The organism is Symbiobacterium terraclitae (assembly GCF_017874315.1).
GTDB classification, from domain to species: Bacteria; Bacillota; Sulfobacillia; order Symbiobacteriales; family Symbiobacteriaceae; genus Symbiobacterium; species Symbiobacterium terraclitae.
This window is the reverse complement of the sequence record NZ_JAGGLG010000016.1, coordinates 1-20,242: the sequence shown is the minus strand read 5'-3', so window position 1 is coordinate 20,242 and position 20,242 is coordinate 1. Positions and strand designations below refer to the sequence as shown.

At 64.2% G+C, this 20,242-nt stretch carries 11 protein-coding genes; 9 read left to right on the top strand and 2 right to left on the bottom strand.

Annotation, left to right across the window (positions count from 1 at the left end):
• Nucleotides 1-37: 37 nt before the first annotated feature.
• Both J2Z79_RS10325 and J2Z79_RS10320 read right to left on the bottom strand, forming a co-directional pair.
• Nucleotides 38-1,765, bottom strand: coding sequence for an McrB family protein (locus J2Z79_RS10325; protein WP_209466802.1), 1,728 nt, complete (start codon nt 1,763-1,765; stop codon nt 38-40).
• Nucleotides 1,750-3,594: a DUF2357 domain-containing protein gene (locus J2Z79_RS10320; protein WP_209466801.1), complete on the bottom strand. Its 1,845-nt coding sequence runs from the start codon at nt 3,592-3,594 to the stop codon at nt 1,750-1,752. The genes J2Z79_RS10325 and J2Z79_RS10320 overlap by 16 nt, the downstream gene beginning before the upstream one ends.
• Nucleotides 3,595-4,144: 550 nt before the next feature.
• Here J2Z79_RS10320 and J2Z79_RS10315 point away from each other — a divergent pair.
• The 9 genes from J2Z79_RS10315 to J2Z79_RS10275 all read left to right on the top strand — a co-directional run bounded on the left by J2Z79_RS10315 (nt 4,145) and on the right by J2Z79_RS10275 (nt 19,808).
• Nucleotides 4,145-4,708 carry a BrxE family protein gene (locus J2Z79_RS10315; RefSeq protein ID WP_209466800.1) on the top strand — a complete coding sequence of 188 codons (564 nt, stop codon included), beginning with the start codon at nt 4,145-4,147 and terminating at the stop codon, nt 4,706-4,708.
• Nucleotides 4,708-5,481, top strand: a complete 774-nt coding sequence (locus tag J2Z79_RS10310; RefSeq protein WP_209466799.1) for a BrxA family protein — start codon at nt 4,708-4,710, stop codon at nt 5,479-5,481. Before J2Z79_RS10315 ends, J2Z79_RS10310 begins: the two co-directional genes overlap by 1 nt.
• On the top strand, nt 5,465-6,022 hold the full coding sequence (locus J2Z79_RS10305; RefSeq protein ID WP_209466798.1) for a BREX protein BrxB domain-containing protein: 558 nt from the start codon (nt 5,465-5,467) through the stop codon (nt 6,020-6,022). The genes J2Z79_RS10310 and J2Z79_RS10305 overlap by 17 nt, the downstream gene beginning before the upstream one ends.
• Before the next feature lie 29 nt (nt 6,023-6,051).
• Nucleotides 6,052-9,651, top strand: a complete 3,600-nt coding sequence (brxC, locus tag J2Z79_RS10300) for a BREX system P-loop protein BrxC (RefSeq protein ID WP_209466797.1) — start codon at nt 6,052-6,054, stop codon at nt 9,649-9,651.
• 15 nt (nt 9,652-9,666) lie between these two features.
• The gene (locus J2Z79_RS10295) at nt 9,667-11,502 is read left to right on the top strand and encodes an Eco57I restriction-modification methylase domain-containing protein (RefSeq protein WP_209466796.1); all 1,836 of its coding nucleotides are present in this window, start codon (nt 9,667-9,669) and stop codon (nt 11,500-11,502) included.
• On the top strand, nt 11,499-13,436 hold the full coding sequence (locus J2Z79_RS10290; protein WP_209466795.1) for a BREX-1 system adenine-specific DNA-methyltransferase PglX: 1,938 nt from the start codon (nt 11,499-11,501) through the stop codon (nt 13,434-13,436). The genes J2Z79_RS10295 and J2Z79_RS10290 overlap by 4 nt, the downstream gene beginning before the upstream one ends.
• A 13-nt stretch (nt 13,437-13,449) precedes the next feature.
• Nucleotides 13,450-15,948 (top strand): PglZ domain-containing protein, encoded by a 2,499-nt coding sequence (locus tag J2Z79_RS10285; protein WP_209466794.1) that lies wholly within the window; start codon nt 13,450-13,452, stop codon nt 15,946-15,948.
• A 54-nt stretch (nt 15,949-16,002) separates the two neighbouring features.
• Nucleotides 16,003-18,024, top strand: a complete 2,022-nt coding sequence (brxL, locus tag J2Z79_RS10280) for a protease Lon-related BREX system protein BrxL (RefSeq protein WP_209466793.1) — start codon at nt 16,003-16,005, stop codon at nt 18,022-18,024.
• 479 nt (nt 18,025-18,503) lie between these two features.
• Nucleotides 18,504-19,808, top strand: coding sequence for a hypothetical protein (locus J2Z79_RS10275; RefSeq protein WP_209466792.1), 1,305 nt, complete (start codon nt 18,504-18,506; stop codon nt 19,806-19,808).
• The last annotated feature ends 434 nt before the right edge of the window (nt 19,809-20,242 follow it).

The window sequence follows — 20,242 nt, the reverse complement described above, 5'->3', positions numbered from 1 at the left end:
CCTGATGGGTCAGGGCACCGTTTGCGGCGTGTTGCGCTCATGCGAACCGGGTGTGGCCGGCCAGCTTCGCCCGCTCCAGCATCTGCGCCGCCTTCTTCCGCGTCTTCTTGAACCGCTCGCCGGCCCAGTCCATCACCGCCTCCAAGGGGGCCTTCACCCGGTTCAGCGGCCCGTGGAACTTGGGCAGCACCTTCATCATCACGGCGGCGTCAAACGCCTCGTCCTCGGACAGGGCGTCCTGAAGCGGCGACTCCCGCAGGGCGCCCATGAAGGCCAGGATCTCGTCCACCACCCGGTAGCCGAACCCCAGGTCGTGGGGGAGGAGGGCCTGGTTGAGCTCGTCCAGCAGGGCCACGTACTCCCGGCGGCTGCGCCCCCAGGCGGCCACGTCGGCCTTGGTGATCTGGGCGAACCGTCCCTGCCGGGTGAAGTCGGCGAGCAGCGCCTCGTCCACCCCGTCCTCGCCCGCAGGGGTGGGCTCCACCTCGGGCGGATAGTCCGTCAGGTCGACGTCTTTCACCTCGATGGTGAACGCCCGGTCCAGGACCTTGGGGCTGAACGCGAAGGTGGTCTCGTCGACGTTGACGGTGCCCACGAAGTAGAGGTTGGGCGGCAGCCGGAGGCGCGGGGGCACCCGGAGGCCGTCGGAGGTCAGCACATCACCGGGCCGCCCGTGGAGGTAGATCTCGCCACGGGTGAAGCCGTCTTCCCGGCGACCGGACTCGAGCACGCTCAGGATGTCCGCCAGGTAGTACTCGACGCGGGCCAGGTTCATCTCGTCCAGCACCACGATGTAGGGGCGGACGGGGATCCGGGCGCTGCCGTATTCCTCGGCCGCGGCGAGGAGGAAGCGCAGGAAGTCGGTGGTGACGTACTCGCCCGTCACCGGGTTCCAGTAGCCCATCAGGCCCGTGTTGTCCCGCCAGTCGGGCTTCACCGGCTCCAGCCGGAAGTGGTCGTCGTCCAGGCCCAGGGCGGCGGCGAACTCCTGCGCCAGCTTGGTCTTGCCGGTGCCCGAGAGGCCGGAGAGGATGACGAAGCCCTTGGCCTTAAGCGCGGCGTAGAAGGTGGCCACCTGCTCGGGGCTGAAGCGGTAGCCGCGGCGGAGGAGCCGCTCGTGGAGGCTCCGGGCGGTTGCGGACTCGTCCGGTTGCAGGCGGTCCAGCACGGCGGCGCCGGCGGTGAGCAGCCCGGCGATCCGTACCGCCAGCTCAGACTTGCTGCCGTCCCATTCGGTCGGCCGGACCCGCCAGCCGAGGATGGCGCGCTCGCCGCACTCCTGTTTCGCGAACCAGGCGGGCTCCTCGCCCCAGGCCTCGGCCAGCGCGGTCTGGATCCCGGAGCGGTCGGCGCCGGGGTCCGTGCTCCACCAGAGCAGCCCCGCGTAGATCGGCCCGAGGCTGAAGTGGACGTCATTCCGCGTCTCCAGGGGGATGCGCACCACCAAGCCGATCGGGCCCTGGTTGCGGCGGAAGAGCATCACCCGTTCGTAGCGGCCGAAGCGCTCCCCGGAAAAGGCCTTGAAGTAGAGCACCATGCCGTCTGCCTCGAACTGCGGGGTCTCGCCGTAGTACCGGACCCGCTCGGGGCTCACCAGGTAGCGCTTCAGCGCCCCCTGTTCGATGGAGCGCCAGCGTTCCTCCGCCACCCCCCGCTGCCGCAGGAACTCCCGCACGCAGTCCAGGGTGAAGCGCCGGGCCACGGCGATGGCCTCGGGGGCCTCCAGGGCGGTACCGGACTGCCAGACCGTCAGGAAATCGGGCACGGCTCACTACCTCCTTCGGGCCGGAGCGGGAGCGCCCCGACCCCTTCGAAGTCGCCGAAGATCAGCTCGTGAAGCGTCAGGTCCGTGCGCCGCCGGCGGGTGCGCCGGTCATAGAACACGGCCCGGTCGCCCGGGTAGAGGGCGACCGCGGCCCGTACCCCCAGGGCGTCACGGTAGGTGTGCATCTTGTAGAGGTCCGCCGCCTGGGGCGACGCCTCCGCCCAGGCGGGCTCGTCCAGGTCCGGGCGGGGGGCGTCCGCCCGGAACTTGGCGTCCAGCACCAGGGCGACGCCGGCGCGGCCGATGAGGGTGAAGTCCGGCCGGAGCCCGAGGCTATAGCTCTCCCGGCCGCCCCGGGCGGGCCGGTTGAAGACCAGGCGCCATCCCCCGTCGCCGAAGCGGGCGGCCGTGCGCCAGTCGAGGCCGCCGGTCTCGTCTGCCCGCAGGCGCAGCCGCGCCGGGCCCAGCGCGGGCTCCAGGGCGCGGATGAGCCGGAAGAAGCACCAGTACTCGTAGAGGGTGGCCACGTCCCGGGCGGCGATGGCCCGGTCGAGGCCGTAGCCGAAGGGGGACCGGCCCAGCAGGAACTCGGGGTAGAGGGCCCAGAGCTCCCGGTAGCCGTCCTTGCCGTGGAGCACGGTGGACTGCTCGGGCAGGTGAACCAGCTCGCCCACCTCGTCCCACCAGGGCCAGGCGAGGGCTTCGTCCAGGTGGTGCGCCAGGGTGGTGAGCTCTGCCCGGAGATCAGTCGGACCGCTGCGATCAGCGTGGGGGCCGCCCTGCACGGCGAGGTCGGCGTGGCGATCGCTCTCAGGGGCACCGGCAGCCCGGGGGTCGGCCTGGCCAGCGCTGTCACCTTGGGGGTCGCCCTCACTGGTAACCCGGGGGACGGTCTGATCGGCGCTGTCATCTTGGGGAACGCCCTCGCGGGCAGCTACAGGGTCGGTTTGAACGGTGCCGACAGCCTGGAGGCGACTCTGCCTGCCTCCATATCTTTCCAGCGGGGTGAGGGCGTCGTCCACCGCCTGCCGCAGGGAGAGGAGGAAGTGGCGGACGAAGCGGTTCTCGTGGGTGTCGAAGGTCTCCTCGGCCCGCTGCTGCAGCAGCCGCTCGGGCAGGACTGCCTGGCCGCCGAGGCGGAACCAGCCGCCGTCCCCGGCGGTGACCGCCCAGCTGTCGGGGTGGGTGAGGCCCCAGCGGAGGGCGGCGCCGTCCAGCCGGGTGGCCATGGCGACGGGGCGGACCAGCTCCTCCCGGGTGAGCACCCGGTGAGGGCTGCGGCCGACGGCCTCCAGCGCCGCCGCGAGGGTGCGGCCGTGGTGGCGGAGGAAGTGGAGGGTGAAGAGCGGCGACGGCGGCCCGTCGTGGATGCGGGTGGCGTGGGCAGTGGCGCCGGTGAGGTGGAAGGGGAGGGTGAGGAGGTCGCCCGTGACCTGCCGGACCATGGCCCGGTAGAGGCGGGGGTAACTGGCGAGGCCGTCGCCGGCCAGCTTGTGGCTGATGACCTCCACGGGGAGGTCGGGGACGGGCGCGCTGGCCAGGCGGATGCGGGAGGCGCCGAGGGCGTTCTCGTAGCGGAAGAGGTAGACGCCGTCTGCGACCGGCCGGACGACCTGGTCGCCCACGTGGAGGGCGATGCCCGGAAGGGGCGGCGCCAACGTGACCCGGTACTGGGCCCATTCCCAGAGGAGGAAGGGGGAACAGCCGGGCAGGGCCTCCGGCAGGTCGGGCCGGTAGGCCGGCGCGGGGCCGGTGTGCGCGTTGAGGGTGACAGTGACGCCGGGGGATTCGTAGACGAGTGCGCCTTCCCGGTACTGCCAGCCGGGCACGGGGATCACCTCCTGCGTGGGTGCTACGAGGGTAAGTGTTCAGGAGAGGGGTGGGAAATCCTTCATAGGATAAACGTACGTAAATGTGGGCAGTGACACCATGGCGTCACTGCCCTCTGCTAAAATGTATGCTAGCAAACCACTGTGCGTCGTGATGGTTTCCCAAGAAGGAGTTTCTGGGGGAGCCTCGGCACCTGTTTCCGCCGATGGAGGAGTTTGAGATGGCCAAGCCTACGAAGGGGGCATCTCAGGATATGAGGCGTGCCGTTCGGCCTGTCGGGTGGGTGACACGGTCGTTCAAGCGGGTGACCGGGGTTGAAGAACTGGTCGAGGAGTTGTGCGAGGCGACCCATCCGATGAGGAGTAGAGCAGCCAGACCAGTCAAGAGGCGAACGCCGTCACCATGGTCGCAAAGAACCCAGGGTGTCTCGGTTGACGTATTCGATTTGATCCCGATATAGCACGACTGAGACGTTGGCGCCCTAGAAGGTCAATCGTGCACAACTGTCGAACAGGTTCATGAAGTATCGGTCGAAAAAGGTGGTTCTTAGTGTCGCTCGATCTCTGGCTAACGGCTCAGGCGATTATCGCTCGCATCGGGGAGAAGAGCCGGATGGGATGGTGGGAGACGGACACCTACGGCAAGGCCAGTAGCTTAGTCCTCTCGCGGCTGTTTCCCCGCACTGGCCCCTGGGCTGCCATCCAGCTTTCCATTTCGGGGGCAGCCGCAGAACACAGGCGCCGCATTCCCTCAATTCCAGCCATCACCCTCTTCGACCTGGGTGAGGCGATGAATCGGAAACTGTCCGACCTGCTCCTACAGAAGAAGCATACGCAGGCCAAGCTCGACGCTCCCGACGCCTGGATCGACGAGCTTGGCAATCCATCGGGGGAGGAACTCGTCGCCCAGCTGACTCAGCTCGAGTTCACCACGCCCCATCTGGTGGAGCGTGTCCGACGCACCGCGGCCCGGGCTAATCGGTCGGTCTGCGTTGGTGATCTTCCGCATGAGGCCGACTGGACGGGTGCGGAGATCCTCGGCCTCTTGATTGCCGGCTACCAGTTCTCGGCTCCGGGGGAGTTCGTGGCCCCTTACCTGCGGGTGGTGCTGTGATGCGGCATTACACCGCCAACATGCAGAAAGGTGGCGCCATGGTGGCCGAGTGTATGGCGCTGTTGCGCGAGTGGGAGCCCGGTACAGACCCAAAGGACTTTGCCGAACGGGTCATCCGGGAGAACGTCATCGGCAAGACCTCGCGGAGCCGGGTTCGGGACTTTCTGTCCCGCATCTTCTTCCGGCGGTTTCCGCCGCCCGTGGCCGATCTACTTCATGAGTTGATTGCAACCGGGATTCCCGAGCGCGACCTGCATCAGCTGATGCTCTACCAGACCGCCCTCGTGGATGACCTGCTCTACGATTTCATCACGCAACACCTCTTCCCACTCTACGTCCAGGGACGGGTTCACCTGGATGTGACCGACGCCGCCGAGTTCATACGTGGCTTGATCCGGCAGGGACAGATCGACCCACCCTGGTCCGAAAACATCATCACCAAGACCGGCCGCGGTCTCCTGGCGGCATGTCGCGACTTCGGTCTCCTGGAAGGCCATGGCCGCAAGCAGTTTCGCTTCGTATCCCTGTCCGAACCGGTATTCCTGTACGTCGCTTACAGCCTCCACGACCGCGGAGTAGGCGCCAGCCAGATCTTCAGCCATCCGGACTGGAAGGTCTTTCTTCTGGAAGAAGACCAGGTGGAGCGGTACTTCCTGGCCGCCCATCAGTCCGGGGGCCTGAAATACGAAGCAGCGGGGGGGATCAGGCGCATTGACTGGACCTGGAACGACCTACGAACCTGTGTCCGGCGGCTCGTTGAAGGAGCGCATTGAGAACCGGCTGAAGCCTGACCTGCTCGCCGACCGGATCGCAATAAGCGACTACGCGGACATGCCGTTCGCGATTCTTCTGTACCACCCTACCGAGGAACTGGCCCTCCGGCGGGAGATCGAGCTCTTGGGGCGCGATCTGTACCTCAGCACGGGCAGGACGCTGCACACCATCAACCTGGCCGATCTGATGTGGGAGGCTATCGAGGCCGCGACTCCGCCCGAGGCCCTCTTCGATGCGGAACGGGAGTATGGTTTGGAGCTTACGGTCGATACAATTCATAACATCCTTTCCAACCAGGTGCCCCTGGATCACCTCGTCCGGGAGCGGCTTCGGGACCTGGATCCCAGCAGAGACGTGGCCGTTCTTGTTCGGGCGGGCAGCCTCTACCCGGTCTTCCGGACGTCCGCACTCCTGGAGAACCTCAGCGGAGTGCGCGTGTCAACCATTCTCTGCTATCCCGGGACCCTGCACGGCACTCGGGCGCTCAGCTTCATGGGTGTATGCGAACCGGATCCTAACTACCGGCCTCGGATTTACTGAAGAGACGCTGAAGGAGCAGGATCTCTATGGTGCTGGCGAAACTTCGGGTTGATGACCTGTTCGAGTATGACATTCACCGCACCATCGAAGAGGTTATCAAGGTCGACCAGACGGACGAGGCGATCGTGGCGCGGGAGATCCGCGAGTATGTCGTTACGGAGAAGATTCAGGAGGCCTTCACTGACCTTCTCGAGCGGTATCTGGAGACCCCGCAGAAGCCCCACGAGGGCATCGGTATCTGGATTTCCGGTTTCTTCGGTTCCGGCAAGTCCTCGTTCGCGAAGATCCTCGGCTACATCCTGGAGAACCGCACGCTCCTGGGCGACCGGGCGGTTGACCTCTTCCTTGACCGGCTGCCCGGGGCCGGATCGGACCGGCTCCGGGTCGTCTTGCACGAGATCATCCGCCGGATCCCGACCCAGGCGATCATCTTCGACGTGGCGACCGACCGGATGGCCAAGAGCGGGTCCGAGCGCATCACCACGCTCATGTACCGCGCTCTCCTGCGGAATCTGGGCTACTCCCAGGACTTCAACTTCGCCGAGCTTGAGATCAACTTGGAGGCCGAAGGCAAGCTGGCCGAGTTCGAGGCCCTTTACGAGCAACTCTATGGCCGGCCCTGGCGACAGGGGCGGGAGTTGATCGTCCTGGCGATCAACCAGGCGTCGCGTGTCCTACACGAAATGGATCCGGTCACGTACCCGTCGGCCGACTCCTGGGCCAAGAGCATCCAGAAGATCGACATCGACACCGACCCGAACCGCTTTGCCGACCGCGTCCTCGAGCTGATGAAGCGCCGGGGCGAGGGCCGCGCGGTGATCTTCGTCATCGACGAGGTCGGCCAGTACGTCGCGCGCTCCACGGACAAGATGCTCGATCTCCAGGGCGTGGTGCAGGCCCTGGGTGTCAAGGGCCGGGGGAAAGTCTGGGTGGCGGTGACCTCTCAGGAGCGTCTGGACGAGATTGTCAGTTCCCTCGATCAGACCCGCATCGAGCTGGCGCGGCTCCAGGACCGCTTTCCCCTGCGGGTGGACCTGGTCGCGGCCGACATCGCGGAGGTGACCAGCCGGCGGGTCCTGGCCAAGAGGGCCGCCGCCAGGGACGAACTCGAGCGGTTGTTTGAGACCTTCAAGGGGCAGCTGGCCACATTCACCCGGTTGGACGGCTCCGCTCGTTACCCCGGCCTTACGGCCGAGGGGTTTGTGCGGTTTTACCCCTTCCTGCCCTACCAGATCGACCTGATCGTGGACATCATCTCCGGCCTGCGGCTTCAGGCCGGCGGTTCCACCCATACGGGCGGCAGCAGCCGGACGATCATCAAGCTGGCCCAGCAGGCCATCATCTCCGACCGGGTCGGCCTCGGTTCGCAGGAGGTCGGGGCGCTGGTCACACTCGACATGGTCTATGACCTGATCGAGCAGTTCGTGCATCCCGACCGGCGGGCCGACATTGACCGGATCCTGCGGGATTTCCCGCCGGAGCAGTATCCCCTGGTAGGGAAGGTCGCCAAGGCGATCTGCCTTCTGGAGTTTGTCCGAAACGTGAAGCGCAGTCCCGAGACGCTGGCCGCCGTGCTCCACCCGCACATCCACTCGCCGTCGCTTCTCCCCGAGGTCCAGGCCGCCCTCGACCTACTGAAGAATAACCAGTGGATCGAGGAGGCGGAGGGCGGTTGGCGGCTCTTGACACCCGAAGGCAAAAAATGGGCCAAGGAGCGCCAGAACCTGCCCGAGCCGCGTGAAGGGGAGTGCATCCGGTACCAGAAGGTCCTTCTGGCCGAGTTGTTCAAGGACGTGCGTGGCTACCGCCACAGGGGCCATCGCACGTTCCGGCCCACCATCCGCTTCGCCGGCGAGGTACTGGGCAACGCCGGCGACGTGGACGTCGAGTTACTCCTCGTGGACGAAGAACGGTTTGAGACCGCACGGAAGGAAGCGCTGGAGCGCTCCCGGGAGAGCCAGACGGTCTTCTGGGTCGCCGCGATCGGATCGGCGCTGTACAAGGAGCTGGATCAGTACCACCGGTCCTTCCGGATGATCGAGACGTACAAGCGGAGCGCCCGGGACCGGGGCGTCCGGGAGCAGCTCGAGATGGAGGAGCGCCGGCTGGCGGGCCACGCTTCCAACGTTAAGAATCTACTGTCCCGTGCGTTGATGAATGGTGACACTTACTTCCGGGGCGTCCGCCGCGATGCCAGATCGCTGGCAGAGGACCTTTCGGACGTGTTGCAGCAACTGTTCGCCCACGTGGTGCCTGCCCTCTACCCGAAGTTCGACCTCGCCGCGGTGATGGTCAAGGATGCGGACATCTTCAAGGTCATCGAGGGCAAGAACCTGGGCACCCTGTCAGAGGTCTGCCACGTCGGGACCAACCGGCTGGGGCTGGTGGTCAAAGAAGGCGGGCAGTACAAGCCCAACGCGGACGCGGACATCGCAGCCGAGATCTTCCAGTACATCGACCGACAGCACCGGATGGGGGAGAAAGTAACCGGCAAACAGCTGGTCGACCACTTCCGGGGCTTCGGATACGGGTGGGATTCCGAGCCCGTTCGGCTGGCGACGGCCATTCTCCTTAGGGCTGGCAAGCTGGAGATCACGTCCGCGGGCCAGCGGATCCAGAGCCATACGGATCCTGGGGCTCGGGAAGTGTTCGCGACCCTGCCGGGTTTCCGCGCGGCTTCCTTTGCGCCGAAGTCGGGCGGCATCACCTGGGAGCAGCAGGTGATGGCGGGTACACGCTTGGAAAGCATCTACGGCAAGGAAGCGCCGCTCGATGACCCCGGCCCAATTGCGCAGGCCATCAAGGAGGTCCGCGACCAGGAGAGCGCCGTGGTGCACGACGTGCAGAAGAAGCTCTACCAGGCGGGGCTCCGGGGGGCTGAGCGGCTGGACCTGTACCTCAAGACGCTGAATGCCATCGCCAACCAGTCGACAGACGACTTGATCAAGGCGTTTCTGGACTCGGCCGACGACTTGGCAGAGTGGCACCAGTTCACGCATCGCCTGAAGGCCGAGTTGGGGACCAGTACCATCGAGACCGTGCGCGAGGCCCGGCAGGCCCTGCGGACGGCATGGAGCGCGCTCGAGCAGCGGGCTGAGGGAGAGCCGCTCCGAGAGGCCGCCCACCGGCTCCGGGACAATCTGGAGTCTGAGCGCTGGTTCGAATCGCTACCGACAATCAGGACGGATCGTTCCCTCCTGGTTAAGGCTTACGTGGACCTGTACAGGCGGGTATACGGCAGGCGGCGGGAGGTCTACCTGGCGGCGATCGAAACGGTCAAGGGGCACGCCAGGTGGACGGAACTGAGCGAGGCCCAGCAGCGCGACGTGCTCCTCACGTTGCACCAGCGGGCCGGTGTGGAACGGATCTTTGACGAGCGGGCGCTACCTACCGACCCGACCATCCTGGAGATGGAAGCCCACATCGAGGCCGTGGATCAGGCGGTCGCACAGGCAATCTACGAAATTGAACAGCTCACGCAGCCGAAGGCCCGCATCGAGCGGGTGAAGGTCTCCCAGTTCGTCTCCGGTGCGATCGAAGACCAGGAGACGCTGGAAGAGGCCCTGGGTCGCCTGCGCGACTACTGTGCGAAACTGCTCCAGCAAGATGTCAAGGTCATTCTGGAGTAACAGGAGGCCGGCGCTGTGCAACGCGAAGTGCGGATGCGGATCCTCGACATGACGGTTGCGATTCGCAAGCGGCTCCAGGAAGACATCCTGGCCCAACTGGAGGGCACGTACGGCATCGGGCGGGACGGGCGGTTCGAGCCGATCGAGTCCATGCCCACCATGACAAGGAACCAGGTCCTGGCGCGCGAGCGCCAGGACCTGGAAGCTGCCATCGCCCACGAGCTTTCGGCGGACCCGACTGTCGGCCCAGGAAAGCCGACGCAAGAGCAGTGGGCGGCCGCGGTGGAGCGGTTCGCGCGGGAGGTAGCGTTTACCTATCTGAACCGGCTGGCCGCTCTGCGGATGATGGAAGCACGGAAGCTCATCCCTGAGTCCGTGGGTAGGGGGATGGATTCCTCCGGATTCCGGACTTTCCAGATGCCCTTCCGCACCGTCACGCCCACGGAGGAAGAGGGCTACCGCCTCTACCTGGAGCTCCTGTCTGACGAGGCTTCGGTGGAACTGCCGGTGCTCTTTGACCGGTCGACGCCGGCTTCGATCATTTTTCCCAGCCCAGCGGCCCTGAAGGACGTGCTGACGGAGCTGAACCGGCCGGACCTCGCGGAGATCTGGCTGGAGGATGAGACGATCGGGTGGATCTACCAGTACTTTACCCCTAAGGAACAGCGGGAGCAGGCCCGCAAGGAAAGTAACGCCCCCCGCAATAGTTACGAGCTCTCCTTCCGCAACCAGTTCTACACGCCGGCTTGCGTGGTCCGGTTCCTCACGGATAACACCCTCGGCCGCCTCTGGTATGAGATGAAACCCAACACACAGCTGGCGGAACGATGCACGTATATGATTGTGCGGCCTGGTGAGCAAGTCCCGCCGCGGCCCAAGCGATCCCCAACGGAGATCCGGGTGCTCGACCCGGCGTGCGGCAGCGGGCATTTCCTGCTCTATGCCTTCGACGTGCTGGCGGCGATCTACGAGGAGGAGGGGTATCCGCGGGCGGAGATCCCCGGGCTGATCCTAGAGCATAATCTGTTCGGCATCGATATTGACCCGCGGGCGGTACAGATCGCCAGCCTCGCTCTCTACCTGAAGGCGAAAAAGTACCATCCGGAAGCCAAGGTGACGTCTGTCAACGTGGTCTGCGCCGAGCCCATGCCGGGTGATGCTGCGCTGTTCAATGAGTTCCTCGAGGCGCTCGATTCGGCGGTGCTGAGGCGCCTGGCCGAGGCCGTCTGGGGTGAGATGAAGCTGGCCGGCGAGGCGGGCAGCCTCTTGAAGGTGGAGCAGACGCTGTCGCGGCTAATCGAAGATGAGCGCCAAGAGTGGCAGAAAGGCCCGTTCGCGACGGCGCTGCCCGGGGTTTCCGGTGATCATCTAGTGGAAGACGCAGAGGCCTTCTGGGATGAGGTTGAGGATCGGCTCCTCGCCCTGCTGCGGCAATATGCGGCCCACACCCAGGACGGGAAGTACGTCTCTCGTCGCCTTTTCGCCCGCGACGGCGCGCAGGGGCTGCGGTTCCTGGAGCTGCTCCGGCAGAAGTACGACGTGGTCCTGATGAATCCGCCCTTCGGCGCGGCGACCAAGCTTTCCAAGGCCTATATCGAGAAGAACTACCCGCGGACCAAGAACGACCTGTATGCCGCTTTTGTCGAGCGGGGGCTGGAGCTGCTCCGCAAGGGTGGTAAGCTGGGAGCCATCACGTCGCGCACGGGATTCTTCCTGACCTCCTTCCAGAAGTGGCGGGAGGAGATCCTCCTGAAGAAGGCCCGGCCCACCGTGGTGGCGGACCTCGGAGCGGGGGTGCTGGATACTGCCATGGTCGAGACGGCGGCCTACTGCCTGGAGGTGGTAGAATGAGCGAGATTCTCTTTCTTCGCCTCCTGCAGGCGGAGGACAAAGAGACCGCCCTTGCGGAGGCGGTGACGGGACTGCGCACCGGTGAGGCGGTTAGGCCCCCGATCTACGCGATAGATCCGGAAGCTTTCGGCAAGGTGCCCGGGAGCCCGTTTGCGTACTGGGTAAGCGACCGGATCCGCGACCTCTTTCAGGAACTACCGCCGTTTGAGGGCGATGGACGAACCGTTAAACAGGGATTGGCGACGGCGGACGACTGTCGTTTTGTACGGGCTTGGTGGGAGGTTGCGCCGGAGCGGGTGGTGACCGGAACGGCGCAGACCACCCCCGAGGAGTTCCGCGCGCAGACGTTTCAGGGAAAGAAGTGGGTACCGTTTGCCAAGGGCGGGGCGTATTCGCCATTTTATGCCGACGTCCACTTGGTGGTCGACTGGGAGCGAGATGGAGCTAACATCAAGGCTTTCGTGGATCCACAGACAGGCCGCTTGATGTCCAGGCCGCAGAACACCGACTGGTACTTCCTCCCAAGTCTGACGTATCCCCTCCGAACTACCAGCGGCATTACCTTCCGGACGTTGCCTTCGGGTGCGATCTTTGGGCACAAAGGCCCGGCCGTCTTCACCTCACGGCCATTGGAGTGGCTGGGACTCCTGCAGAGCCGGCCGTTCGCCGCGCTGGTCAGCCTGCAGCTGGGGGCGGCGGATGCGGCCGCGCGTTCCTACGAGGTGGGGATCATCCAGCGCACTTCCGTTCCGCATGACGTCCACGGGCTGGCGGGTCTGGTCCGCAAGGCGGTCGACGCCCGACGGCGTCTGGACTGGGGGGATGAGACCTCCCATCTGTTCTGGCTGCCCGTCCTTCTTCAGACCGACGGCGCTACGCTGGCCCTCCGGTTCGAGAACTGGACCGCCACCGCGACCAAGCTTGAGCTCACCATACAGGAAGCCTGGCAGGCGCTCGACGACCAGGTCGCCCAACTCTACGGCCTGACCGGCGAGGACCTAGTGGTCGTGGACACGAGCGGAGATCCCGCCGAGCCGGCAGACGACGAGGACGAGGAGGCCGCTGTCGGGAAGCCTGGCGATCTGCAAGGGGCGACATTTGAACTCCTGTCCTACGTTGTGGGCTGCTTGTTCGGTCGGTTCGACCTGAGGCAAGCGCTCCATCGGCGGGAGCCGCCACTGCCGGACCCGTTTGCGCCGCTTCCGCCCTGCTCGCCGGGTATGCTTCCAGGCCGCTCGGGGTTGCCAGCGACCCCGGCCGACGGGCCGGATGGGTATCCGATCCCCATCCAGTGGACGGGCATTCTGCCGGATGACGAGGGCCACCCCTGCGACCTGGTGGCGTTGGTCCGCCGGGTGCTCACGTTGCTCTTTGCGGATGCCCATGCGGTCGAACAAGAGGCATGTCGGATTTTGGGGGTGCGGGATCTGCGCCAATTCTTCGCCAGCAAGTTCTTCCCCCTCCATATCCAGCGGTACTCGAGGAGCCGGCGGAAGGCGCCGATTTATTGGTTGCTGCAATCCGCCCGGAAATCGTACGGCCTTTGGCTCTACTACCCGCGCCTGAATCGCGATACGCTTTACGTGGCCCTGCGCGACTACGTGGAGCCCAAGCTGGCCCACGAGCAGGACGTGCTGGCGAGGCTGAAGGCGGAATACGCCCGGGCACGGGACGGGGGTGAGCGGAGTGCCCGGTCGTTGGCCCGCAAGGTGGAGGCCCAGGAGGACCTGATCCAGGAGATCGCGGCGTTCCGGGACGAGATCCGGGCTGTAGCTGACGCGGGCTACGACCCGGACCTGGACGACGGGGTGCTGATCAACATCGCGCCGCTGCACCGGCTGGTGCCGTGGAAGGAGGCGGCCGCGTGCTACAAAGAACTGAAGGCCGGCAAGTACCCGTGGGCGAGCATGTACAAGCGTTACAAGTTCCGCTGAGGGAGACGAGCCTATGTTGGGACCGGTAAGCCAGTGGGTCGTGGACCACGTCAGCCGGGTTCTCAAAGAGGAGAGCCTGGTGGTCTGGTTCGACCCGGAAAGGTACTACGAAACGTTGCTGCCCTACCTGGAGGAACCCAACCGGGTCGTGATCCCGTACAGGGGCAGCTACTACGAACAGCGGCGGGCCGCGGAGCCCCACTTCAACAACCTCTCGGCTGCCGACCGGGCCAAGGGGAAACAGCTCCTGCTGTACGTCCCGGCAAAGCAGCGGGACGCCAGTCCGTTGCTCGAGTTTGTCCTGGCCGGACGTGCTCTGGAGGTCAGCCTCCGGAGCGCAGCCGTCGGGGGGCTGGGTAGTCGGATACCCGAGGCGGCGATTGATCACTTCCTTTCCACCAAGAGCCCCCGGCTTCAGGACCTGGATGCCCTGGCGGAGCAGGAGGAGCCCAGCCTGCTCCATGCGGTGTTCAAGACCCACAGCGAGCAGGAGATTCTCCTGAAGTACCTCACCGACCCCGCCTGGGAAGCGCGGGTGGATGAGCGAAACGCCTTTTCGGACCTGTGTGATCTGTGCGCGTCCGCCTACGGACTAAGGGCCGATGGCATCGGGTCCCACAGCCAACTCCGGTTGGCCATCATGCGGCACCTGCTCCTGTCTGAGTTCCGCCACGGACTGAATCCCGAGCCCACTGCGCTGGCCGCCATCCCGCGGCCTTCTGTGCAGCAGATGGAGCAAGTCCGTAAGCTGCTCGCGGCCCTCCGCAGCACCGCACCGGATTTCTACGCGGAGTGCGCGCACCAGGTGGAGCAGGAGACCGGGGTCGCCGGATGGGGCGTGCCCGTGAGATCATTGCCCCACTTCGACACCTTCCCCTTTGCGGAGCAACAGGCGCTCCGCTGGTTGGAACGGTTAGTGGTCGATGAGGCGAACTTGGACGCGGCATTTCAGATTCTTGACCGTGGAAAGGCCTGCTTCTGGGTGAAGCAGGATCCGTCCCGGATGGAGCAGTGGGCGGCCGCGGAGTGGGCTTTGCAGTTGTGCCGGGAAACCGACCGTATTGGAGAGGAGCTCAAACAGGCGGTCGGGCTCTCACCCGCAGACATGGTCCGGCGGTACGGCGGCGAGCTGCACGACTGGTGGCGGCTGGATTTTGCCCAGCGCCGGCTGGAGGCGCACCTCGCGGACATGGAGCACGAGTTCGTCCTCGACCGGCTGGTGCGCGGCGCGCGCGACCGGTACGAGCGGACCGTCGGGCTGATGGCGGAGCGGTTCGACGCCGCGCTGGCGGAACGCAAGTTCGAGTTCGAGGACCTGCCCCACCAGACCGATGTCTACGCCCGGTGGGTCGAACCCCTCCTGGCGGTCGGCGAGCGCGTCGCCTACTTCCTGGTGGACGCCCTCCGGTTCGAGATGGGGCGCGACCTGTACGATAGCCTGACGGCCTCCGAGAAACGGCTCGAGGCTGGCATCGCCACGCCCCCGACCGTGACCCCCGTGGGCATGGCCGCCCTCATGCCGGGGGCCGAGAAGGGGGTTGAGCTCACGGCGAAGGGCGACCGGCTGGCCTTGAGGGTGGACGGTCAGGTCCTCCAGACGGCTGCCGACCGTCTGGCTTACCTGCAGAGCAAGGTCGGGGCCGGGGTGCTCGCGGACCTGACGCTGGACCAGCTGCTGAGCGCCGGCGACGCGCGGCTCCGGAGGGCGGTGGAGAAGAAGCAGTTGGTCGTGATCCGTTCGCAGGAGATCGATGCCGAGGGCGAACAGGACAACCTCCATCACGCCCGCCATGCGATGACCCGGGTGCTGAAGAGCCTGCGCCGCGGCATCGAGCGGGTTCGCCGACTGGGCTTCACCCGCGTGGTGGTGGCGGCCGACCACGGGCACCTGTTCGGTTACGAGCGGGGCGATGATCAGAAGATGGAGGCGCCCAGCGGCCAGACGCTGGAGCTCCACCGCCGTTGCTGGGTCGGCAGGCACGTGACGCCGCCCGCCTACGCCCACCAGTTCAAGGCTTCGCAGTTGGGGTTGTCCGGCGACCTGGAGCTGGTCTTCCCCAGGGGCCTCGCCATCTTCCGGAAACAGGGGGGAGCGGAGGCGTACTTCCACGGCGGCATCAGCCTGCAGGAACTGGTGATCCCTATCCTGTCGCTGCGGCTGGAAAGCCCGCAGAAGGCGACCAGGGGATCCGACGTGCGCCTGGCGCCGGGGTCGGACCCGGTCACCAACCGCGCCTTCAAGGTGGACCTGCTGTATGCCTCGGTGATCGAGCCCGAGCGCACCGTGCGGCTGACCGTCCTGCTGGGTGACCAGGAGGTCGGCGAGGTCATGGTCGCGGAAGGTTTCAACGACCAGACGAAGGAGGTCACCCTCGTCAGCCAGAAACCCAACACGGTGTTCCTCAAGCTGAGCAGCGATCTTGATGGCCAGGGTGAGTTTACGGTACAGGTCGTGGATAGCCGCACCGGCCTGGTGCTGGCTCAGCGTAACCTGCGGTATGAGCTGATCTGAGCACGGGCTGCTGCTGGGAACCATCCTTCTCAATTCTCAAGGGGGCTGGCGCCGTTGCCGGAACTGGATCGGAAGGCCAACGAGGTCTTTGCGGGCAAGGTCGTGCGCAAGGACCTGGTCCGCAAGATGAAGGTTGGGGCGAACGTCCCGGTCTACGTGCTGGAGTACCTGATCGGGAAGTACTGCGCGTCCGATGACGAGGCCGTCATCGAGATGGGGCTGCGCGTGGTCAACGAGACCCTCGCCACCAACTACGTACGGCCTGATGAGGCGATGAAGGCCCAGTCCCGCTTGCGGGAACGGGGCTCGCACACCTTCATCGACAAGGTCAGGGTTCGCCTTTCTAAGTCTGAAGACAAGTACTGGGCGGAGTTGGTCAACTTCGGTGATCGCGACGTCCACATCCCCGACGAGCTGGTCAACCGGTACGAGCGGCTTCTCGAAGGCGGCATCTGGGCCCAGGTCAGGATGGAGTACCACTTCGACGAGTCCCAGACAGGCAAGCGAAGCCCGTTTTGGATTACCGACCTGAAACCGATCCAGCTGGCCACCTTCAACCTGGAAGACTTCGAGCGGCGGCGCTTCGCCTTCACCACGGACGAGTGGATCGACCTTCTGCTCCGGTCGATCGGCCTGGAGCCTCAGGGGATGTCCAGGCGGCTGAAGCTGCTCCTGCTGGTCCGGCTCATCCCCATGGTGGAGCGGAACTTCAACCTGGTCGAGCTGGGGCCGCGCGGGACGGGAAAGTCGTTTGTCTACCGGGAAGTCTCGCCCTACACCATCCTGATCTCCGGCGGCAAGACGACGGTGGCCAACCTGTTCTACAACCTGGGCACGGGGAAGATCGGTCTCGTCGGGCTGTGGGACGTGGTGGCCTTCGACGAGGTGGCGGGCATCCAGTTCGAGGACAAGACGGCCGTCCAGATCATGAAGGACTACCTGGAGTCGGGCTCCTTCTCCCGGGGGCGGGAGGAAATCGTGGCCGACGCCTCCATGGTTTTTGTCGGGAACATCAACCAGCCGGTCGAGGTGCTGGTGCGGTCGAGCACGCTGTTCCAGCCGCTGCCCGACGCCATGCAGGACCCCGCCCTGATCGACCGCTTCCACTTCTATCTGCCCGGCTGGGAGACGCCGAAGCTGTCGCCGGAGCTGTTCACGAACCACTACGGCTTCGTCGTGGACTACCTGGCCGAGGCCTTCCGGGCCCTGCGGAAGCAGAACTGGACCGAGGTGATCGACCGGTACTTCTCCCTGGGCAGCCACCTCCAGGCGCGGGATGTCAAGGCGGTGCGCAAAACGGTCGCCGGTTTCCTGAAGCTGCTCCACCCGCATGGGGAGTTCACGCGGGAGGACGTGCGCGACTACCTGGAGATCGCCATGGAAGGGCGGCGCCGGGTCAAGGAGCAGCTCAAGAAGATGCTCCCGGGCGAGTACGCCCGCACCAGTTTCTCGTACATCGACCTGGAGACCCGGGAGGAGCGGTTCGTCGGCGTGCCCGAGGAGGGAGGGCGCAATCTCATTTCCAGCGATCCCCTGCCCCCCGGCACGGTCTACACCGCCGGCGTCACCGACGAGGGCGCCGTGTCGCTCTACCGGATCGAGGTCGGGCTGTCGGCGGGCACCGGGAAGCTGCGCACGCCCGGCATGGACCGGACCATCAAGGAGTCGCTCGACCGCGCCTTCTCCTACCTTAAGCAGAAGGCTGGCGAAATGGGGCTAGCCCAACTGCTGGAGACGCAAGACCTGCATGTGGAAGCGGTCGATCTATTGGGCAACCGGACACCCGTGGATTGTGGAGTGGCCTTTTTTCTCGCCATGGTGTCCGCCCTCCGCAAGACGCCGGTGCACGCCGGACTGGTGGTGCTCGGTGACCTGTCGATGCAGGGGAACCTGAAAGGTCTGCGGTCGCTCACCGAGCCACTTCAGATGGTGATGGACAACGGTGGAAAGCGGGCCCTTGTCCCGCTGGAGAATCGTCGCCACTACTTCGATGTGCCCGGTGATGTGGCCGAGAAGGTGGATGCGATATTCTACTCAGACCCCGGAACTGCCGTAGGCAAGGGGTTGCAGTTGTGATGACCCTGACAAAGAAATTAATTCTCGTGCGACTGCCTAGGGGGCTTCCTTCAGGGAACTCATTCTCCTGGAGGACTGGACTATCGGTTCATCCAGCATTGAGGACTGCTGGGCCTATCATGCTGCACAATAGTGCGCAGAGCGGGCGAAGAAAGCAGTCCGTGCAGGGGCAACTACAGTGTGAGCCTTGAGTGTTAACCCGGCGTTTATTAGCAAACCTTTTCCATCTCACACAGACTGGGATGTGCAGTAATGCCGCGCGACCGCGGTATCCGCTTCCGCGTCCACTTTCTCAGTCCGCCGAAGCGCAAGAGTTGGACGAAGCGGAGAGGACGCTGAAGGGTGATGTGGGTTCTCAAGCCCAGCTTGAGTGACTTTCGACGCAGACATGATATCTGAGCCCATGATGGACTTAGAGGTGCTCACGCGTTGTCAAATTCGCACATAGACATACCCTTGACCTCGCGAGGTGAGAGTGTTTGGTCCACCTACCAGCTGCGCCCAGCGGCAAAGAACTCGAAGACTATGTCGCAGCCATGTTTCAAGCGACCGGCTACTATGTCGACAAGAACATTATCGATGAACGAGGTCCCGAACAGGTACTAGAGCTGGATGTCGTTCTGACTGACTACGGTGGTGGGCTTCCTAAATCGACTATTGTGGAGGTGAAGTCCGGTGGATGGGGGTTTACTGATATCTTCAAGATCAGGGGATGGATGGCATACCTGGGTATAGGTCAGGGAGTGTTGTTCACATCCACTAGGCCGCCCAATAAGGACATCGACTTTGCTCAGCGCAAGGCAGCAACCCTAGACATACGTCTCATCTGTTGTCCCGATGCAAATCCCTCTGAGATGTCAAAGGCGTTTCAAGACGCTGGGTATCCGGTTTCCGCCGATGACATAGTGGTCACTAACTGGCGGTGGTCTCTGTGGGTCGAGCGCCGCCTGCTAGAGGTGATCAGGCACGAGTGTAAGGTGAACCCACACAGCAACGGGCCGAGAGAGGCACTGAACTACTATCGTCTGGTGAATAATGGCATTTTCTTCGAACCAGATGCTCGAGAGCGTGCTGCTGCGTTATACGACGCCTATCGCACCCATCCACGGCTGTCGGCGTCTATCTGTGCAGAGATCGGCGGTGAGCAATGGGATCCGCAGCCTTCCGCTAGCTCGTTCCGCAGAGTGCTCAATGACGCACTAAATGCTGGTAATTACCCACTCGTCCAGGCCTCCCTGTATTTGGAGCATCGGGCTCGGCTGGCGCTGCTTAAGGCAGCCGTCGATTATGTTGTACTACGCGATAATGGCAGATTACCGGTCATGCCGGTGAAACAACTGGGAATAGACGATCTCTGGCTAGCCTCGCTACCGGAGTCCTTCCGAGCTGGACTGGAAAAACTTCGAACCCACCCAAATCTCGTACGGTACCCCTATTTTTGGCAAGTGTTTCTTTGGTGTTGGGGAGGCTTCATACTCACTGACAGACGCGATCAGGAATACGAAGAACTGTCAAGACAGACTGGTGTGCCCGTGGATGAGATACCTATGGCGCTATCGGCGATGGACCTGCTGTTCCCTGGCCAGGGCTGGATAGCGAATTGGGAGCCGACGAGCCACATGGAAGTGGTCAAGCTGTTTCCTATGCCTTTCCGCGGCGTTGGAGCCTTTTACAGGTTAGGTCGATACGGTGTCGAGGATTATAAACAGTTAGGCTACAACAGTTCAACATTAGGCAATCTAGTGACGTGGCACAATAACACAGTCGAACTTCTTGAGACGTGAGATATCGAGTAGCAGTGGAGAACATGAAGGGCAGGTGGCTGGTCTCACCTGCCCTTGTGTCTACTTGCAGTATCCCGTTGACGCGCTTTATGACCTTGTGTCAAACGCCGACTCCTACGGCCCGTGTCTCCGTTGCCTGCACCAAACTTGGCGAAGACCCAATTCTTTTCGGCCCTACTGGGTCATTTTAATCCCGGCGCTTACATTCAAGACTCGATACTGTCTATAGACGACCCTGAGAGTGGTGGGCCTCCTGGGGTTGCCGCATCTTCGGGCGACGGATGTCTCACAGCGAAGGAGTTTTCTAATGGGGGTGCGAATCAGAAACTCGTTTACCATCTGTGTTTGATCAAGAGATTGGGAGCCACTTTGATCATCAAATAGTGAGCCACCTGCCAACCCTACGGGGCCGATTTGGTTTCCATTGCGGTTTC

Bases quoted from the DNA above. Each gene is read 5' to 3' on its own strand.
- J2Z79_RS10310 (WP_209466799.1), top strand. From the start codon at position 4,708: ATGCGGCATTACACCGCCAACATGCAGAAAGGTGGCGCCATGGTGGCC.
- J2Z79_RS10290 (WP_209466795.1), top strand. From the start codon at position 11,499: ATGAGCGAGATTCTCTTTCTTCGCCTCCTGCAGGCGGAGGACAAAGAG.
- J2Z79_RS10285 (WP_209466794.1), top strand. From the start codon at position 13,450: ATGTTGGGACCGGTAAGCCAGTGGGTCGTGGACCACGTCAGCCGGGTT.